The organism is Blautia stercoris, assembly GCF_054657695.1.
Genome location: NZ_BAAHYF010000003.1, coordinates 252090 through 268887 on the forward strand (window position 1 = coordinate 252090; position 16798 = coordinate 268887).

The 16798-nt window shown below is 42.7% G+C and carries 15 protein-coding genes; all 15 read left to right on the forward strand.

The genetic code is table 11. The annotated features are described in order from the left end of the window. On the forward strand, positions 1–813 hold the full coding sequence (locus ACYQ2D_RS17235) for a DUF4313 domain-containing protein (RefSeq protein ID WP_165853162.1): 813 nt from the start codon (positions 1–3) through the stop codon (positions 811–813). A 23-nt stretch (positions 814–836) separates the two neighbouring features. After that, positions 837–1337: a PrgI family protein gene (locus ACYQ2D_RS17240; protein WP_055056111.1), complete on the forward strand. Its 501-nt coding sequence runs from the start codon at positions 837–839 to the stop codon at positions 1335–1337. A 130-nt stretch (positions 1338–1467) separates the two neighbouring features. Next, the gene (locus tag ACYQ2D_RS17245) at positions 1468–3834 is read left to right on the forward strand and encodes a VirB4-like conjugal transfer ATPase, CD1110 family (protein ID WP_055173279.1); all 2367 of its coding nucleotides are present in this window, start codon (positions 1468–1470) and stop codon (positions 3832–3834) included. A 173-nt stretch (positions 3835–4007) separates the two neighbouring features. Then, positions 4008–4130, forward strand: coding sequence for a hypothetical protein (locus tag ACYQ2D_RS17250; protein ID WP_255610470.1), 123 nt, complete (start codon positions 4008–4010; stop codon positions 4128–4130). After that, the gene (locus tag ACYQ2D_RS17255) at positions 4114–4635 is read left to right on the forward strand and encodes a JAB domain-containing protein (RefSeq protein ID WP_055173282.1); all 522 of its coding nucleotides are present in this window, start codon (positions 4114–4116) and stop codon (positions 4633–4635) included. The genes ACYQ2D_RS17250 and ACYQ2D_RS17255 overlap by 17 nt, the downstream gene beginning before the upstream one ends. 168 nt (positions 4636–4803) lie before the next feature. Then, complete coding sequence (locus ACYQ2D_RS17260; protein WP_117467691.1) at positions 4804–6237, forward strand: ribonuclease H1 domain-containing protein; 1434 nt, start codon at positions 4804–4806, stop codon at positions 6235–6237. 25 nt (positions 6238–6262) lie between these two features. Continuing rightward, positions 6263–6628 carry a type II toxin-antitoxin system RnlB family antitoxin gene (locus ACYQ2D_RS17265; RefSeq protein WP_021650936.1) on the forward strand — a complete coding sequence of 122 codons (366 nt, stop codon included), beginning with the start codon at positions 6263–6265 and terminating at the stop codon, positions 6626–6628. Positions 6629–6711: 83 nt separating this feature from the next. Continuing rightward, entirely contained in the window at positions 6712–8052 is a 1341-nt protein-coding gene (locus ACYQ2D_RS17270; protein ID WP_459786336.1) for an LPD25 domain-containing protein, read from the forward strand. Between the two features lie 107 nt (positions 8053–8159). After that, on the forward strand, positions 8160–9017 hold the full coding sequence (locus ACYQ2D_RS17275) for a phosphoadenosine phosphosulfate reductase family protein (protein WP_117467777.1): 858 nt from the start codon (positions 8160–8162) through the stop codon (positions 9015–9017). 63 nt (positions 9018–9080) lie between these two features. Further along, positions 9081–9542 carry a hypothetical protein gene (locus tag ACYQ2D_RS17280; RefSeq protein ID WP_025577477.1) on the forward strand — a complete coding sequence of 154 codons (462 nt, stop codon included), beginning with the start codon at positions 9081–9083 and terminating at the stop codon, positions 9540–9542. Next, on the forward strand, positions 9532–11628 hold the full coding sequence (locus tag ACYQ2D_RS17285; protein WP_117887185.1) for a C40 family peptidase: 2097 nt from the start codon (positions 9532–9534) through the stop codon (positions 11626–11628). Before ACYQ2D_RS17280 ends, ACYQ2D_RS17285 begins: the two co-directional genes overlap by 11 nt. A 12-nt stretch (positions 11629–11640) precedes the next feature. Further along, positions 11641–11847, forward strand: a complete 207-nt coding sequence (locus tag ACYQ2D_RS17290) for a DpnD/PcfM family protein (RefSeq protein WP_055056107.1) — start codon at positions 11641–11643, stop codon at positions 11845–11847. Continuing rightward, positions 11844–15176, forward strand: coding sequence for an N-6 DNA methylase (locus ACYQ2D_RS17295; protein ID WP_459786337.1), 3333 nt, complete (start codon positions 11844–11846; stop codon positions 15174–15176). The genes ACYQ2D_RS17290 and ACYQ2D_RS17295 overlap by 4 nt, the downstream gene beginning before the upstream one ends. Further along, positions 15169–16200: a hypothetical protein gene (locus ACYQ2D_RS17300; RefSeq protein ID WP_459786338.1), complete on the forward strand. Its 1032-nt coding sequence runs from the start codon at positions 15169–15171 to the stop codon at positions 16198–16200. The genes ACYQ2D_RS17295 and ACYQ2D_RS17300 overlap by 8 nt, the downstream gene beginning before the upstream one ends. A gap of 99 nt (positions 16201–16299) precedes the next feature. Further along, positions 16300–16798 (forward strand): hypothetical protein (locus ACYQ2D_RS17305; protein ID WP_459786339.1); only part of this gene is annotated, 499 nt, incomplete at its 3' end.

Sequence of the window (16798 nt, forward strand, 5' to 3'; positions counted from 1 at the left end):
ATGGAACAGGAAGAAAAACTCAGCCTGGATTTTGGCAATGGGGAGATCTATGAGGTCTGGCTGGAAGTTGCCACTTATCCGGCTGATAAAAACATCAAAGTTTGTGTGTATACGGAAAAAGAGGAAGAGATATGGAAACTTTTTGAATTGACCACAGATATGGGAATTCCGCTGGAAAAGAACCAGACCTTTTTGCTCCCAGGCTATGATCTGGAGCAGATCGTAGAATTTATCAAAAAAAACGGGATTGGACAGTTAAAAGAAGAAATCTGCTGTTCTGGCTGTATGGAATATCCACTGTTTGAATTTCAGGAAGAAACTTTAAAGAAATTGGACCCGGAGGGATATGCAGCCTATGAGCAGGCATACCAGGAACGGGGAGAAGTAAAGAATCCAGAATTTCAAAAGGAAATCAAAACAGCAGATTTTCAATGGGCGTATGAAACCGAAGAACTGGCATTGCGGGTAGATTATTACGCAATGAACCAGAACCTTTATGTGGAACTGTATAGTAAGGAAGATGGGGCGTGGGAACCGTTTTCAGATTTGACCGTAAACCTTCCCGGATATTGCCTGGAACCTGGAACTGCCTGTATCAGCGGTGATTTTAGTAAGGAAAATATCCAATTTATTCAGGAGCATGGACTGGGAACTTTGCTTCCCTGGAAGGCACAATCCGGTATGGGGCAGTACGCGGTGGTGAAATTTCATCTGGAGGAGCTGCGTAAGTTTGACCAGGCTGGGGTTGCCGCCTTTTGCAATCAACATGGATTACAGAAAACCATGCAGGAAGAGCGAAGACAGAGCAGATAAAAAACAGATACAGGAGGTTATGTATGGAGATTGAATTAAGTGAGGACCTACAGCATTATAAAGAATCCCTGGTTCTAGGACTTACAGCAAAACAGTTTTTGTTTTCGGCATTGGCATTGGGCGTAGGAACTGGGATTGTCCTGCTTTTGTATGAAAAAATCGGGATTACTTTGAGCTGTTATGTGGCAACCCCTTTTGTTGTACCTCTGGCACTGACTGGGTTTTATAACTATCATGGGCTGACATTCTGGCAGTTTGCAGGGAAGATGATTTATTTTTCCTTTTTTAACCGCCCTTTGGTGTATGGCTCTACGGAATCGGTGCAGGAACTGAAACAGATTTATATGGAAACCCGTCAGGAAGAAGAACGGGAAGTACAGCAAAGGAAAAAGGAACAGAAAAAAGAGAAGAAAGGTGGTGATGTCAACGTGGTGAAAAAGAAGGCAATCCGTATGGGAATTGTAACGGTAGTGATGATTGTACTTGGTGCGGCAGCAGCGGTGTGGTATAAGATGTACCGTTGACCAGAATATTCAATCAAGGCGTGAAATAGCGCCTGCTCTCCATTTCAGGAGAGGGATACACAGACATGTAGCGGCAGATGGAAGCTGCTGTGTTTGTGGTCCCATCTGCCTGAAAGGAGGAAATTAGAGATTGTCAATTTTTTCAGATAAGTTTGACCAGTTAAAAAAAGCAGATAAAGCAGTAAAATCCCCGAAATATCTTCAGGAAGTCATGGGGATTGGGAGAATTGCAGAAAATGGCATTTTTGAAGTAGGGAAGGGGATATATTCCAGGACATACCGTTTTTTGGATATTAACTATGTAACCGCAGGTGCAGAAGAACAGATGCGGATTTTAAAGCAGTATTGTAAGACGGTAAATGCCATTGATATATATTTTCTTATTACCATTTTTAATCGGAATAAAAATATGCAGGATTTCCGGGAGCATGTACTTTTCCAGGAAAAAGGAGATGGTTTTAACTGGCTGCGTGGAAGTTATAATCAGATTATTGAAAAGCGCATTGTAGATGGAAGGCAGGGGATTGAGCAGGAAAAACTGCTGACTGTATGTGTAGAACGGAAATCCTACGAACAGGCAAAAGCATTTTTTGCCACTTTTGAAGCTACCTTAAAACAGAACTTTGGAGAACTTGGTTCCTGCATTGAAGAATTAAATGCAGAAGAGCGGCTGCGGGTACTTTTCAATTTTTACCGTATAGGGGAAGAAGAACAATTCTCCTTTGATTTCAGACAGGCGTTAAAAAAGGGCGGTGATCCTAAAAATGATATTTCACCAGGGTATATGCAGTTTTACCCAGGTTATTTTGAAACGGAACGGAAAAAATGCAGGGCATTATTCATTAAAAAATATCCGTCTTCTTTATCGGATACCTTTTTAAATGAGATTACCAGTCTTCCGGTTCATAGCATCACTACAATCTGCATTGTACCAGTACCAAAAGAACTGGCAAATAAGGTTCTTCAGAAGAAATATCTGGGCATTGAAAATGATATTTTAAAGCAGCAGAGAGTCCGTAATAAAAATAACGACTTTTCCAGTGACATTTCTCATATCAAGAAAGTCCAGAAGGAGAAGATTGTAAATCTTATGGACGACGTGCGGGAAAATGACCAGAACCTGTTTTATACAGGGGTTAATTTCTTGATCATGGCAGAGGACAAGAAGGAGTTAGACAGTGTAACCGAAACCATTAAAAATATCGGCAATGGACGCATGTGCCAGATTGAAACCCACTATTATCAGCAGAGGGAAGCTATGAATACCATACTTCCAGTGGGAAACCGGCAGATCAGCACAATGCGGACCATGCTCACCAGGGATATTGCAGCCCTTCTTCCCTTTAATGTACAGGAATTAAACGAAAAGTCCGGCGTCTGCTATGGCATTAACCAGGTTTCTCATAACCTTTGCATTGGAAACCGGAAAAAACTGGCAAATGGAAATGGAATGGTATTCGGTGTCCCCGGCTCCGGAAAATCCTATTTCAGTAAGTCGGAAATGCTGCAGGTGTTCTTAGGAACAGATGATGATATTATCTGTATCGATCCGACACTGGAATATTTTGATATTGCAGAAGCCCTGGGAAACCAGGCGGCAATCATTAACCTGTCTACCTATACAAAGAATTACATCAATCCTTTGGAGATGGATGTCTGGGCGCTGGATTTAAACGATTCCCAGGGATATATCCGAGATAAAGGGGAATTTATGCTGGGGCTGTGTGAACAATGTTACGGGGATAATCTAAACAGCCGCCATAAATCCATTATAGACCGTTGTGTACGAAAGCTGTATATCGACATTGCAAAGGCAAGGGAAAAGCATATCCCTACCATGTCAGAATTTTATGAGTTATTGTTGGAGCAGCCAGAAGAAGAGGCAAAGGACATTGCTTTATCGTTGGAGCTGTTTGTAAATGGCTCTTTAAATATTTTCAATAACCATACCAATGTGAATGTACAGGCAAGGTTCATTGTCTATGGTACCAGGGACCTGGGGAAAGAGCTGGGAGCCATTTCCACTCTGGTCATGCTGGAAAATATCAGTGCCAGGATTGCAGAAAACGCAAAGAAAGGAAGGGCAACCTGGCTTTATATAGATGAGTTCCATACGGTTCTTGACCGGGAGTATAGTGCGAAATTTTTGTTCAGCCTCTGGAAAAAAGTGAGGAAGCAAGGGGGACTATGCACAGGAATCACCCAAAATTTGGTTGATATGCTGCAGAACTATACAGCCATGACCATGCTGGGGAACAGTGAGTTTATTGCCCTGTTAAAGCAGTCCAATGTAGACAGTCAGGAATTATCCACTGCAGCAGGAATTCCAGAAGCACAATTAAAATATGTAGATAATTCTCCTTCCGGTACGGGGATCATTAAGTATGGAAATACCTGTATTCCATTTGATAACCGTATGGAAAAAGAAGCCAATCCGCTGTATGCGCTTTTCAATACCAACCTTCACGAAAAGGCGTTGCAGACAAAGCAGGAGTAATGTAATCTGAAAGGAACTTTTTCTTTTATCTGTAAAGGAAAAGGTATGACAGACGAGAAAAAATTAGGCAACAGCAAAAATTATAAGTCGGTAAAGTAGAAAAAGGATAGGACAAAAAGAGTGCAGTTCTTTTATCAGGCACTCTTTTTGTATATCATGGGAAAGGTGGCAGAATGGCTGAAACATATCAAATAGAAATGAATTTAGAACAGTTGGAAAGACTTTTAAAAAATCTGCCGGAGGGAATTATGCTGGAGATTTGTTTTGGAAAGGAAGAACATGGAGAAGACACATAAAATAGATGTGGTAAGTATACGCCTGGTGGAAGAACCTCCTCTATACAGTAGTAAAGAATTAAAAAATCCCTGTGATGTGGCAGAACTCTTTCAGGATTTTTTAAAAGATTGTGACCGGGAAATGTTCTGTATTTTAAACCTTCGGACAAAAAACCAGGTTATTAATGTCAACGTAGTAGGTATGGGAACGTTAAATAGTGTACTGGTTCACCCAAGAGAAGTATTCAAATCTGCGATTTTATCCAATGCCAGCAGTATCATTTTGGCACATAACCACCCTTCCGGTGATCCAGAACCAAGCAGGCATGATATAGAAGTGACAAAGCGATTGGCAGAAGCCGGCAATCTTATGGGGATTGAGGTGTTGGATCATATCGTGGTGGCTGAGAACCGGTATTTTAGTTTCAGGGAAGAAAACATACTGCCAGAATACTTTCAAATGGAAGAAGTAGCAGCAGAGCAATCTCTTCCTTATGTAAAGAGTGAGAAAGAGAAGGTACATTAATTATTGCAACAGTGAAATACATTGACAGGTTTTGACAGAACATGTATAATAAAATAAGAAACAGAAAATAAAAGTAGCTAAATAGACAAATATCGTCAAAGTGTAAACATAAAATTCTTGACGAACAGGTTGTATTATGCTATAATCCCAAATCTTGAAGGAGTATACATGGCAAAGAAAAAAGTTTATGCTGTAAAAAAGGGTAAGCAAACCGGTTTGTTTTATTCATGGAATGAGTGTAAAGAGTCGGTAAGTGGATATCCGGGAGCAGAGTATAAAGGTTTTGAAACAGAAGAGGAAGCGAAAAACTATTTAGAGAATAGGATACAAGAAATTAAAAAAGTAGATATAGAAGAGAACACAACAAACCAGTTAGTTGTATATGTAGATGGTAGTTTTGATGAGAAAATAGGAAAATATGCTTTTGGGTGTATTATTCTTACACCAAGAGGAGAAACTATTAGAGAATCAGGAAATGGAAATGAACCGGACTCTTTAGCAATTAGAAATGTTGCTGGTGAAATGCTTGGTGCTATGTATGCAGTACAATGGGCAATTAAGAATGGTTATCATAACTTAGAACTTCGTTATGATTATGAAGGAATTGAAAAGTGGGCTCAAGGAGAATGGAAGGCAAAGAATACACTTACTCAGAAATATGCAAATTTTATGAAGAGTAAATCAGATATTCTAAAAATTTCTTATCAAAAGGTAAAAGCTCATTCTGGAGATCATTATAATGAAGAAGCAGATAAATTAGCCAAAGCTGCTTTAACAGAAGGTAATGGGATTCCTAAAGTTAAAAGAGGCGATTTTTGGTTTACAGTTGAAGGAATTGCTATTGAAGATTTGAAAGCCATTATAGAAATTGTTATTGAAGAAATCGGAAAAGATAACATATTTATAGAAGAAAAAGATATTGCTCATGGAAAATCCGTTTGTTTGAAGTGCAAAAACAAAGATAAGGTGGTTGTAAGACATTACGGAAAAAATAATACAGTAGTAATGCAGGGAAAACCTAAATTACTATTTTCTAAGATTATAGGATATGTAACTGAACTTATAGATGTAGAAGAAATTCCTAAAATTTTTAATAGCACATATAATCTTAATATAGATAAAGATGAAGTGCGTTCTGAGTTTCAATTTTATATGCCAAACTCGTATGATAAATTATCACCCAAAATGGCTAGATCCCTTCATCAGGCTGTATATAATTTGAAAATTAAAGGAGATATGTTTGAGGGGACATATCTAGCTCAACCAGCAGTTCGTGTTATAGAAGCGCAATTAAAAATAGCATTAATAGAATGTGATATTATACCTAATGCCAGATATATAAAGGATAAAACCTTCGATATGTTTGAGAAAGATGGTACAAAGTATAAGTTGAAACCAGATAGATATGGAAATGCAAAACAGGATCAGGTAAAATATATTGGAAATATCTATACATTTTATCATAATAATCGCCATGCATTAGAGCATTGGGATGATCCGACGTCACCATTAGATACAACAAAAATATTAGATGTGCAAGAGGCTCATGATTTGATTAAGAGAGCACTGAAGTTAATAGACAAATATTATGAAGTGATTTAGAAATTAGGAGAAAGGAGTAAGTTAGATGAATAACTTTGATATGATTGTGATAAGTGAAGAAAAAGAAAATATTCTTGTGGTTATGAAGACTAGCGAGCCTCCTTTTGATTACCTTGCAGAGATTGAGGCTTCGCTAAGGGAAAAACACTATATCGGTGTAGTAATGATTGATGAATTGCTACATAGTGGGAATACGGAAGAACGGTTTATTCAGGGATACTTTGATGGTGCCCGGTTTGACAGTGGGCAATTTGCCTTTGAGCTTGTTCCGAAAAAGAGCAAATTAAGGGAACCTGTTTGTTTTTACTTGCATCAAGACAGGGAAAGCCTTGAATATTCTATTTTAACGACCAGACAGCAGAAGCTGATTGAGCATGGCTGTATCATTTAAAAAGAAAATAAGAAGTAACACAAAGAGCATTATCGCTAAAAACGGTAGTGCTTTTTTTGTGCATAAAAAGGAGGTATTGCTACGTGGAAAAAGGTGAGATGGGCGAGAATGCCACCGGACGTTTGACAACGTATTATGTGGCAGAATGTATGGAATTTAACCGCTATGGAGAATACAGGGAGGATATCCACAGTGCAGAAGAGGCAGTAAAGATCTATCAGAGTATTCCTTCTGAAAGGTTGAATGCAGGAAAAGGAATTGGGCTTCATGTGGAGGAAGAAGATGGTATTCCATTGGAATTTTCCCTGGTTTATAACGGGGAGTTGGATGTGGATCTTTTGAGAGATATCTATGATCAAAACCAATACCCAGAGGTTTTTATAGCTGCCAGGGAACTGAGTGCTTATCTTCCGGAAACAAAAGTCATTGATACCAAAGGGCTTTTAACAGAGAAAACCTTGGAGGCTACTGTTTTTGCAGATGAAATGATTAAACTGGAAAAAAATCTTGACCCTGATTTTTACCATACCTTTTATCCGAAAGAAGCAGAACATAAGGAAGCTATTATATGGAAAGCCTTATGTCAAGACGGAAAAGAGGAATACAGCAGGTGGCTGGGAAGCAAGATATTTGAGCAGAAATCAGAGTTGAAAGAACAGGCAGACAAGCTAAAGACAACACTGGAACAGGTAAAACTTATTCCGCCGGTGGACTTGAAACCCTTTGTGTATGTGCGGATCAGTGAACACCCGGACATTCCATTGGAAGAAGCCATGCCATTAAATCAAGCGGTAGAATTGTTCGGAAAGCTGGATCGGCAGGCAGTGGAAGAGAAAGATATGGCAGGTTATTACAAAACACATTTTGAAATCTGTTTTCTCTCAGAGGGGGAAGTCATGTCTTATACCGGGCGCCAGGATTTTGGTGACGGGGAAGGAAATCTGCTGGATCATGTAAAAGCATTTGCAGATTATTATCTCCATACAGAAGAAGGGCAGCAGCTTATGAAACAGACCGCCAGGACAACAGAAGAATGGGAACATGAACAACAGCAAATGAGATGGGTACTGGAGGAGATGCTTCCTACCCTTCAGTATTTCTGCAACCTGGAAAAACTGGAAACAGCGGTTCTGGAAGAACAGGAAATAGAAAAGAAAGTCCCTTTACTGACGCAGGGGGACGCATCACGAAAAGCATATCAGGAAGCCATGCTTGCCTATATCCGGGAAAGCAGGATTGCATTAAATACAGGGAAGGAGCTGCCTTGTATGCCGGATATCCGGGATTTTGCAACTGCCTGTCCGGATAAATCATACAAAGAACAGGTTATGGAAGAGATACGACAGGAAGCAGAGTCATACGGTATGACCGTAGAAGCGTATGCAGCAGATGGATATGAGCCGCCAAAAAGGGGCGGCAGATAAAATTAGGAAAGGAGGCGGAGTTTTGGCCATGTAAAAGATATCTTCCCTCCTGAAAAAAATTGGATTTAGAAAAAACAGCAATAGAACGTATCCGCACTGCCAGCCAGATGTCCCTGCAACATTATGGGCTTCCTTTGGTAGTGACGGACAGTGGAGGAAAAGACAGCGCCGTATGCAGGGAACTGGTACGGCGTTCCGGCGTGCCAGTTGAACTGATGCACAACCTGACTACTGCAGATGCCCCACAGACTATTTATTATGTGAGGGAACAGTTTCAGAAGGCAGAACAGGCCGGTATAACTTGTAGTATCAATAAACCTTACTATAAAGGGCAGCGGATAACTATGTGGAGCCTGATCCCCATGAAAATGATCCCTCCTACCAGGACTATCCGGTATTGTTGTGAGGTTCTAAAAGAAAATGGTGGGGCTGGGCGTTTTATCACCACAGGTGTCCGGTGGGCAGAAAGCCGAAAGCGGAGGAAAAACAGGGGGATTTATGAAAACTTTGTCCCAAATGGAAAAAAACGTGCCATTATTTTAAATAATGATAATGATGATACCAGGCGACTCTTTGAATCATGCCTGTCAAGGGGCAAACACGTATGCAATCCCATTGTTGACTGGAGTGACCAGCAGGTCTGGGAGTATATCCAGGCAGAGAAAATACCCATGAACCCTCTTTACGAAATGGGATTTCACTGGGTTGGCTGTGTAGACTGTCCTATGGCAGGAAAACAAAGATACCGGGAGTTCCGCATCTTCCCGACCTATGAGAGGGCTTACCGGCGGGCTTTTGCTAAAATGCTGGAGTTAAGGAAAGCTGCAGGAAGGCAGTGCAATTCCCGCTTATGGTCAGATGTAGATGCTTTTTTCCGTTGGTGGATGGAGGATCCTGGTATCCCCGGACAGTATGAATTGTCCTTTCATGAAGATACCAATGAGATTTATTATGACTATTTGTAGTGGAAGGGAGGAGGAATTATCGCAAAATATCAATTATCTTTTGGACTGCAGTATGAAGCCTGGATGCTGGAAATCCGTATTCCGGACTGGCTGGAGTTTCCTTCTAAGGAGCAGGCACTAAAATATGGTGAGCAAGCTGAGGTTTCCGTTTTCTTAAAAGCGGAAGCTATTTTTTTGCTCTTTGATGGCAGTAAGGAGAAGATTTTACCGCAGCAGACGGAACTTTATCAGTTTTCCTACCTGAAAGAAAAGACTTATGACAGACTGGGACCGCCACTTTCCCCGGAAGACATAGACCATTTGGTAGAAGTGGGGGAATTGGAGCAGGTACTGTTCAGTGAAAAATATATCCTGACAGAAGATGATTACCAGGAATTTTCCGGAAACCTTATGGAAGCCTTTCAGGAATTGGAAAAGGAGTACGGTCCACCACCCAGAGAAAAGGAACAGGGGTATCTGTTTCAGGCGCTCTGGTATCAGGCAGAAGAATTAAACCCCGGAGAGGGGGACTGCTTTGGAGATTAAGGTAAAAAAAGAAAAAGAGCCGGAGCTGAAATTAAAAAAAGAAGCCCAGGTGACGGTGCATAAGAAAAATCCTATTTTATCTGCAAAGGAAAAGAAAGCTGCTTTTACCTCTAAGCCGGTGGCCGATCTTTTAGGGCAGAGAAAGAAAAAAGAAGGGGCAGAAAAAGGGAAACAGCCGAAGCAGGGCAGAGAAGCGCTGTTTGAAAAACAAAAGGAAAAGAAAAAGCAAGCCGGGAAAGGGGCAGCAATCCGGGGAGCAGCAGAAGATAGAAAACAAAATGGAAAGGCCAAAAGCACCGTATCTGTACCGGGAACCTTACAGCCGGATCAGATGAAACAGGGGGTAGCACCAAACAGTCAGCCCTCTGCTGGTTTCCAGGCGAAGGAACAGTATCGGAGGGAACAGGCTGCAAAGCTGGCGGAAACAAAAAAATCTTCCCTGGCGAAGCAGACTGCCATAAAAGGGGTACGCCGGGGAGAGGCTGCTATATTGACCCAGTTAGAGGGCGGGGAGGAAGTCAATGATTCCCTTTATGTCATGGGGACAGCAACAAAACCGGCAGAAAAGCTGTGGAAGGATCGGAATTATAGAAAGGCAGAGCAGGAATTAAAGGTAAAACAGGCAGATGGGAAGATCACCAATAAGCAGTTTTACAGACAAACAAGAGCAGTGAAAAAGAAACAGATGGAGAAACAGAAAAAACAGGCAGTCCGGCAGAGAAAAATCCAGTATATGATCAATAAGCTCACCGGAAATGGGCAGCAGGACAGTTTGGCACAGGTGGCAAAAGATATTGTAAAGATGAAAGCCTCTGTGTTTATGCTGAAGGTGGTCCAGTTTGCCGGGGCGCTTTTGGCTCCGCTGTTCAGTATTCTTCTTGTGGTGGCAATCCCTGTAGTGATTATCTTTTTCCTCTTATACTGTTCGCCACTTGGTGCGTTCATGCCAAATCCGTCTGAGGAGAACCCTACCGTCCGAGAAGTTTTAAGCGGTTACTACATGGACTTTAATACAAAACTTGGACAAAATGGGGAAGATGGGGCAGTTACCTATCTCCATGAGAAAAACGGGAATTATGTGAGTAATTACTATGATACTTTAATGGTTTATATGGTGAAGTATGGAACCGGGGATATAGGTGTGGATATGGATCAGCGGCATAAGGACAAGCTGAAGGAAATCTTTGATGAAATGAACAGTTTTGAAAACACGACCATAACCACCACCATAAAGACAGGGGAAAGCCTGGGAAATGTTGTCACCAGCGGTTATTGCCAGTGCAGTATCTGTTGTGGACAGTGGGCAGGAGGACCTACAGCCTCCGGTGTCATGCCAAAACCGGACCATACCATTGCAGTAGATGCACAAAACCCCTTTGTCCCTATGGGAACCAGGATCATTATGAACGGGATTGAATATACCGTAGAAGATACCGGAGCATTTGACCGGTATGGGGTACAATTTGATGTTTTCTGTGCAGATCATGCAACTGCGTCTGCCTGGGGACATCAGACTTTTGAAGCGTTTCTGGCAGATGGGGACGAAAATGAGATTACGGTAACAAAGAAGGGCTGCTACGTCAAGAACCTGAATTATGAGGACTATATTGCACTTGGAAAGCTGACCGAAAAAGAAGAAGAACTTTTAAGGGAAGTCATGAGTGAGGAATTCCGAAATGAGATCCCTTCCTTTGGCGTAGGAAGTGACGTTGCAAATCTGGCACTGACGAAGGTAGGCTGCAAATACAGTCAGGAACACCGGTATGAGGAAGGATATTATGATTGCAGTTCCCTGGTACAGCGGTTGTATCAGGAGGTAGGCATTTCCCTTCCGGCGATTGCCTCTACCCAGGGAGAATTTATGGTAACACATGGGTTGGAAGTTACAGAAGGCGAACTGGAGCCGGGAGATCTGATTTTTTATTCTTATGAGCAGAATGGGCAGTTCCGCAATATTTCCCATGTGGCAATTTATGTTGGTAATGGCAGAATGGTACATGCAGCCAACAGCAGACGTGGAGTAGTGAATGACCCGTTCAATCCGTCGAACATTGGGCTGTATGGAAGACCCAGCCGCTTGCAGTAAGAAAGGAGAAGCATGGACGAAAAAGAATATGAAGTGACCATAACAGAAGTCCTGGAGAAAAAAGTAAGATACCGGGGCAGGAATGAACTGGAGGCAACTGCAAAAGCAGAAGCAGATTATTATGCAGAAAAAATCGTGCTGGGGGCAGATGATTTTTCCTATCGTGATATTTCTGCAAAAGAACTGGTACCTGTAAAAGAAAGAAGGAACAGCAGATGAAGCATATCACAAAAGTACGGGAACTGTATGAGGAAACCATACACTGGATTTCAGAGTCGGAGGATTCCTGGAAAAATTTTCTTTCCTGCATGGGGCGCTTGTATCAGTTGGACTTCTTAAATACCTGTATGGTATATGCCCAGCGCCCAGATGCGTCCGTTCTTGCAGGATATGATGCCTGGCTGGAAATGGATTTGCCGGTTGCCAGAGGAAGTAAAGGAATTGCAGTATTTCCTTCCAAAATTTTCGGGGAAGGAGTTACCCATGTTTATGATATTCAAGATGTAAAGGGACAGGGAATCCGGCCCTGGAACTGGCAGGTGAATGGGACAAACCGCAGACTGCTGGCAAGGGAGCTGTTCCCGGAAATCTACGAACAGGAAAAAAAGTTTAAAAATTCTTTAGACGCCTTTACAAGAACAAATGTTTGGTTTATGATAGAAGAGGAATATGAAATTTTAAAATCCTTGCAGAAGCTGGCTGTCCTTACCGGAGAGGGACAGGAGGTAAAAGAAAACCAGATTACAGAGTTTCTTGTAAACAGTGTCTGTTATGCGGTGGAAAGCCGCTGCGGTATCCGAGATGACACCCTGGATTTTTCTTTTATCTGCGGTTTTTCAGAGAATGAGGAGGTTCTGTACCGGACAGGACGGTTAGTATCCCATTTATCTGGGCGGATTGTGTTACAGATTGCAAGGACCATGAAGAACATAGACCTTGAAAGGAGGCAGTATTATGGAAGGGATCGCAGGAATCCAGTACAGGGAAATGAATGGCGTACAGATACCAGTCTTAGAGGGCGTGATGAGCGAGGAGAAGATACTGGCGTCCCTGAACCGTTACGGCAGGATCGCAGCACAGGAAATGAAGAGAACGGACCAGGCACAATACGAAATGATGCTCCTGTCCGGGAAACTGATGGAGCGGCTTATGAAAATCCAGACAGAAGCGGAGGAATACCACGAGAAACTGGCAGAAAGTCTTCTGAAGACCTGGACCAGAGAGGACAGGACCGACCCTTACAATACGTTGGAAATGACCAACCTTCGGATACAGGCGGACATGGAAGCGCAGAAACAGGTTATGGAGGAGATCATTCACCCCAGGATCGGATAAAACAGGAAAAAACAGAAGAGGATACAGAGAAAGGAACTGCTTCGGCGGTTCCTTTTCTGTCTGGGGAGATAGAACCTGCACAGCCGGAAAACTGGCAGAAAGAGAAAATCCTTCTGGAAATGACAGGGCAGGAGATACCATATAAAATTTATGAGTTTTACCGGAACAATCCAGAGGAAACAGACCGGGAAGCCTATCTTTATGAATTGTATGGAGATGTAAAAAGAGAAGCCCATACAAAAGACGGTATCCTGACCGCAGAAAGCGGTTCCAGTGGTTTTTATATTCTTTGGAGTGAGGGAACTTCCATGAAGGAGGCGTTCTGGTACTGGGACGAAGTTTCTTTGGAAATTGGGAAACGGATTGAAAAAGGGACCTATCTTCCTTTGTTATCTGTATCGGAGGAAGCCTTAGAAAATGGGGAAGAAACAGAGGAAGAAACCTTACAGCCAGAGAAAGTGCAGGAAGTGATTGAGGAAAAGGAACCAATCCCATTAGAAGAGATTGGCATAGCCTTTTATAAACAGAATATCCAGGCGGATATTTTAAAGAAAATGCTCTGTCTGGTCTATACGACCAATCAGCTACCGGAAGAAAAAGACCATTTTTTGAAGATGCTTTTGCTTCGGGAAGTACCGGAAGGCCAGCCTTATTATCTGGTGCGGACAGAACATGGAAGCTATGAGCTTTGTATTCAGGAAAATGGGATTAAGATCACCCTGCCGGAAAGCCAAGATTTTCTGCAGGAACTTTCCTGGGATCAGTTTGGCGGGCTTACTGCACATCTGGCAGAGGAGGACCAGATTGCCTATACCGAAGATTCAGAAACCTTAGAGCAGCAGGAGAATATGTACCGTCTGCTTCCCTGGTTTCCTGCATTATGGGAAGAATATAGCGAAATTCTTAAAAAAGAAGAGCTTTGGCAGGAAGGAAGAACCTCTGTCCAGACAGAAGGTAAGGTAGAAGCCGGAGATTATTATTACCCAGAAGGGTGGCTTCAGTTTACCGGTGGGGATAAAAGCCGGTATCAGAAAAATATCCGGGCGATCCGTATCTTAAAAACACTGGAGCAGGAAGAGAGAAATGCCACAAAAGAAGAACAGGAAATTCTTGCGGGGTATGTAGGGTGGGGCGGGTTGCCAAATGCTTTTAACGGTAAACGCCCGGAGTGGAAAAAAGAATATCAGGAATTGAAGGAACTGTTGACCGCAGAAGAATACGCCCAGGCAAGGGCCAGTGTCAACAGTTCTTTTTATACGCCGCCGGAAGTCGTGCGGGGGGTTTATAAAGCCCTGGAGCAGTTTGGATTCCAGAAGGGAAAAATTCTGGAACCGGCTATGGGGATTGGAAACTTTTTTCATGGTCTTCCGGAAAATATGCAAAAATCCCAGCTTTATGGTGTGGAGATTGATGCCATAAGCGGAAGGATTGCACAAAAGCTCCACCCTTCAGCCAGTATCCAGATCAAAGGATTTGAAAAAACGGAATTTGAGGATAACAGCTTTGATGTGATTGTGGGAAACGTGCCTTTTGGGGACTTCCGCTTGTATGATCCCCGATATAAAAAGATGAAGCTGAAAGTCCATGATTATTTTATCCGGAAAAGCCTGGACCTCCTTCGGCCAGGAGGCATTTTGGCAGTGGTAACTTCAAAAGGGACGTTGGATAAAAATGACAGCACTGTGAGAAAAAATCTGGCAGAACAGGCAGACCTTTTAGGGGCAGTCCGGCTTCCGGCAGATTCTTTTGGAAAGAGCGCCAATACCGCAGTTACCAGTGACCTTTTGTTTTTTCAGAAAAAAGCAGAGCCTTCGATTGGGGAGCCGATCTGGACTTATACAGGGCTTACAGAAGACATGGTGCCGGTGAATGAGTATTATCTGGAACACCCGGAAATGATGCTTGGGAAAATGGTCTGGTTTGAACAGTTTTTCGGGAAAGATTCCAAATATACAGCCCTGGTCAATGAAGCGGAAGACTTTGACCTGGAAAAAGGAATTTTGGACGCAGTTGGAGAGCTTCCTAAAAACTGTTATGAAGAAAGCATAGCAGAAAAAAAGAAGGAAGAGCAGGACGTCTTAGCTGCTTCTCCAGAGATACCTAATTATACGTTTACGGTGATACAGGACGAAGTATATTACCGGGAAGGGGAGTCTTTATACCGGAGCCAGGTAAAGGAAAGTGTGAGAGCGTCGGATACGTGCCATGCATAAGATCCGCCTTCTGGTGCGTGAAATTTTACAGATACAGCAGGAAAATTGTTCTGACCAGGAACTGAAAAAGGCACAGGAACAGTTAAACCGTTTGTATGATGCCTTTGTGAAAACGCATGGATATTTCTGTGACCGGACAAATAAAATGGCGTTCCGGCAGGACAATGATTATCCCCTGCTTTCTTCCCTGGAAGTGGTTGACGAGGACAAAAATGTAACCAAAGCTGATATTTTTTACAAAAGGACCATACGCCCCAGAGATGTGATAGACAAAGTGGAAAATGCCCAGGAAGCATTGCATATCAGTCTGTCAGAATATAACCGGGTGGATATTCCCTATATGCTCTCTCTTTGTCCGGGAAACAGGAAAGAAATGCTCCAGGAATTAAAAGGGTTAATCTACCAGAACCCGGTACTGGCAAAAGAAGAAGATCCCAATGCAGGGTGGGAAACCGCAGATGAGTATTTAAGCGGCAATGTGCGGCAGAAGCTCCGTACTGCTAGGATTTATGCGCAGAATAATCCCTTGTTTGTAGACAACGTGGAAGCACTGGAAAAGGTACAGCCAAAAGAACTGACAGCGCCTGAGATCAGTGTAAAACTGGGAACAACCTGGATTGAAAATGAGGATTACGAACAGTTTATCTATGAGCTTTTGGAAATCCCGGAGAGCAACCAGAGAAACTATTGCGCTCATAGTGGCCATGCCCTCAAGATTGAGCGCTTAGATGCAGATATGTCTTACCATATTGACAGGGGAAACTTTTTTGGAGGAACCATTCGTACCAGACAAACCTATGGCACAAGATTTATGGATGCGATCAGCATTATAGAGGAACTGTTAAACAGCCGGATTGTGACCATAAGGGATCGGGTGCAGGAAGGGGAAAAAATACGTTATGTGATCAATCGGAAGGAAACCATGCTTGCCAGGGATAAGGCGGAGCAGATAAAAGAAGCCTTCCGGGACTGGATTTTTAAGGGAGCCGGAGCGCAGAAAAAAATATGTGGATTTTTACAATGAAACCTTTAACTGCGACAGACAACGAAGCTATGATGGCTCTTATTAAAACTGCCGGGACTGAACCCTCTGCTAAAGCTGCGTCCTTATCAGAAAAATGCTGTGGCAAGGGCATTGCTGTGTGGAGGAAATACCTTGCTTGCCCATACGGTAGGCGCTGGTAAATCTCTGGAAATGATCTGCATCTGTATGGAGATGAGGAGGCTGGGGCTGGCAACGAAACCCCTTCTTACCGTTCCGAACCACCTGACCTTCCAGATGGGAGCAGAATTTTTGCGCGCCTACCCAGATGCGAAGATCCTGATTACCAGAAAAGAAGATTTTCAGAAGGAAAACCGCAGGCGTATGATTGCCAGAATGGCAACAGGGGATTATGACTGTATTATTATTGGCCATACTCAGTTCCAACGAATTGCCATTTCCCCTGACCGGCAAAGAGCCATGATGGAAGAGCAGGCAGAGCAGCTGGTAGAAGCCATTAACCGGGCAAGGGAAGAAGAGGGAAAGAACTGGTCCATAAAGCAGATGGAAAGCAGAAAGAAAAAACTGTTGCAGAAAATCGAAGAACTGAACAATGAAGAAATCAAAGATGATGTGATGT

Bases quoted from the DNA above. Each gene is read 5' to 3' on its own strand.
- ACYQ2D_RS17235 (WP_165853162.1), top strand. From the start codon at position 1: ATGGAACAGGAAGAAAAACTCAGCCTGGATTTTGGCAATGGGGAGATC.
- ACYQ2D_RS17240 (WP_055056111.1), top strand. From the start codon at position 837: ATGGAGATTGAATTAAGTGAGGACCTACAGCATTATAAAGAATCCCTG.
- ACYQ2D_RS17250 (WP_255610470.1), top strand. From the start codon at position 4,008: ATGGCTGAAACATATCAAATAGAAATGAATTTAGAACAGTTGGAAAGA.
- ACYQ2D_RS17255 (WP_055173282.1), top strand. From the start codon at position 4,114: ATGGAGAAGACACATAAAATAGATGTGGTAAGTATACGCCTGGTGGAA.
- ACYQ2D_RS17260 (WP_117467691.1), top strand. From the start codon at position 4,804: ATGGCAAAGAAAAAAGTTTATGCTGTAAAAAAGGGTAAGCAAACCGGT.
- ACYQ2D_RS17265 (WP_021650936.1), top strand. From the start codon at position 6,263: ATGAATAACTTTGATATGATTGTGATAAGTGAAGAAAAAGAAAATATT.
- ACYQ2D_RS17275 (WP_117467777.1), top strand. From the start codon at position 8,160: ATGTCCCTGCAACATTATGGGCTTCCTTTGGTAGTGACGGACAGTGGA.
- ACYQ2D_RS17280 (WP_025577477.1), top strand. From the start codon at position 9,081: ATGCTGGAAATCCGTATTCCGGACTGGCTGGAGTTTCCTTCTAAGGAG.
- ACYQ2D_RS17290 (WP_055056107.1), top strand. From the start codon at position 11,641: ATGGACGAAAAAGAATATGAAGTGACCATAACAGAAGTCCTGGAGAAA.
- ACYQ2D_RS17295 (WP_459786337.1), top strand. From the start codon at position 11,844: ATGAAGCATATCACAAAAGTACGGGAACTGTATGAGGAAACCATACAC.
- ACYQ2D_RS17300 (WP_459786338.1), top strand. From the start codon at position 15,169: ATGCATAAGATCCGCCTTCTGGTGCGTGAAATTTTACAGATACAGCAG.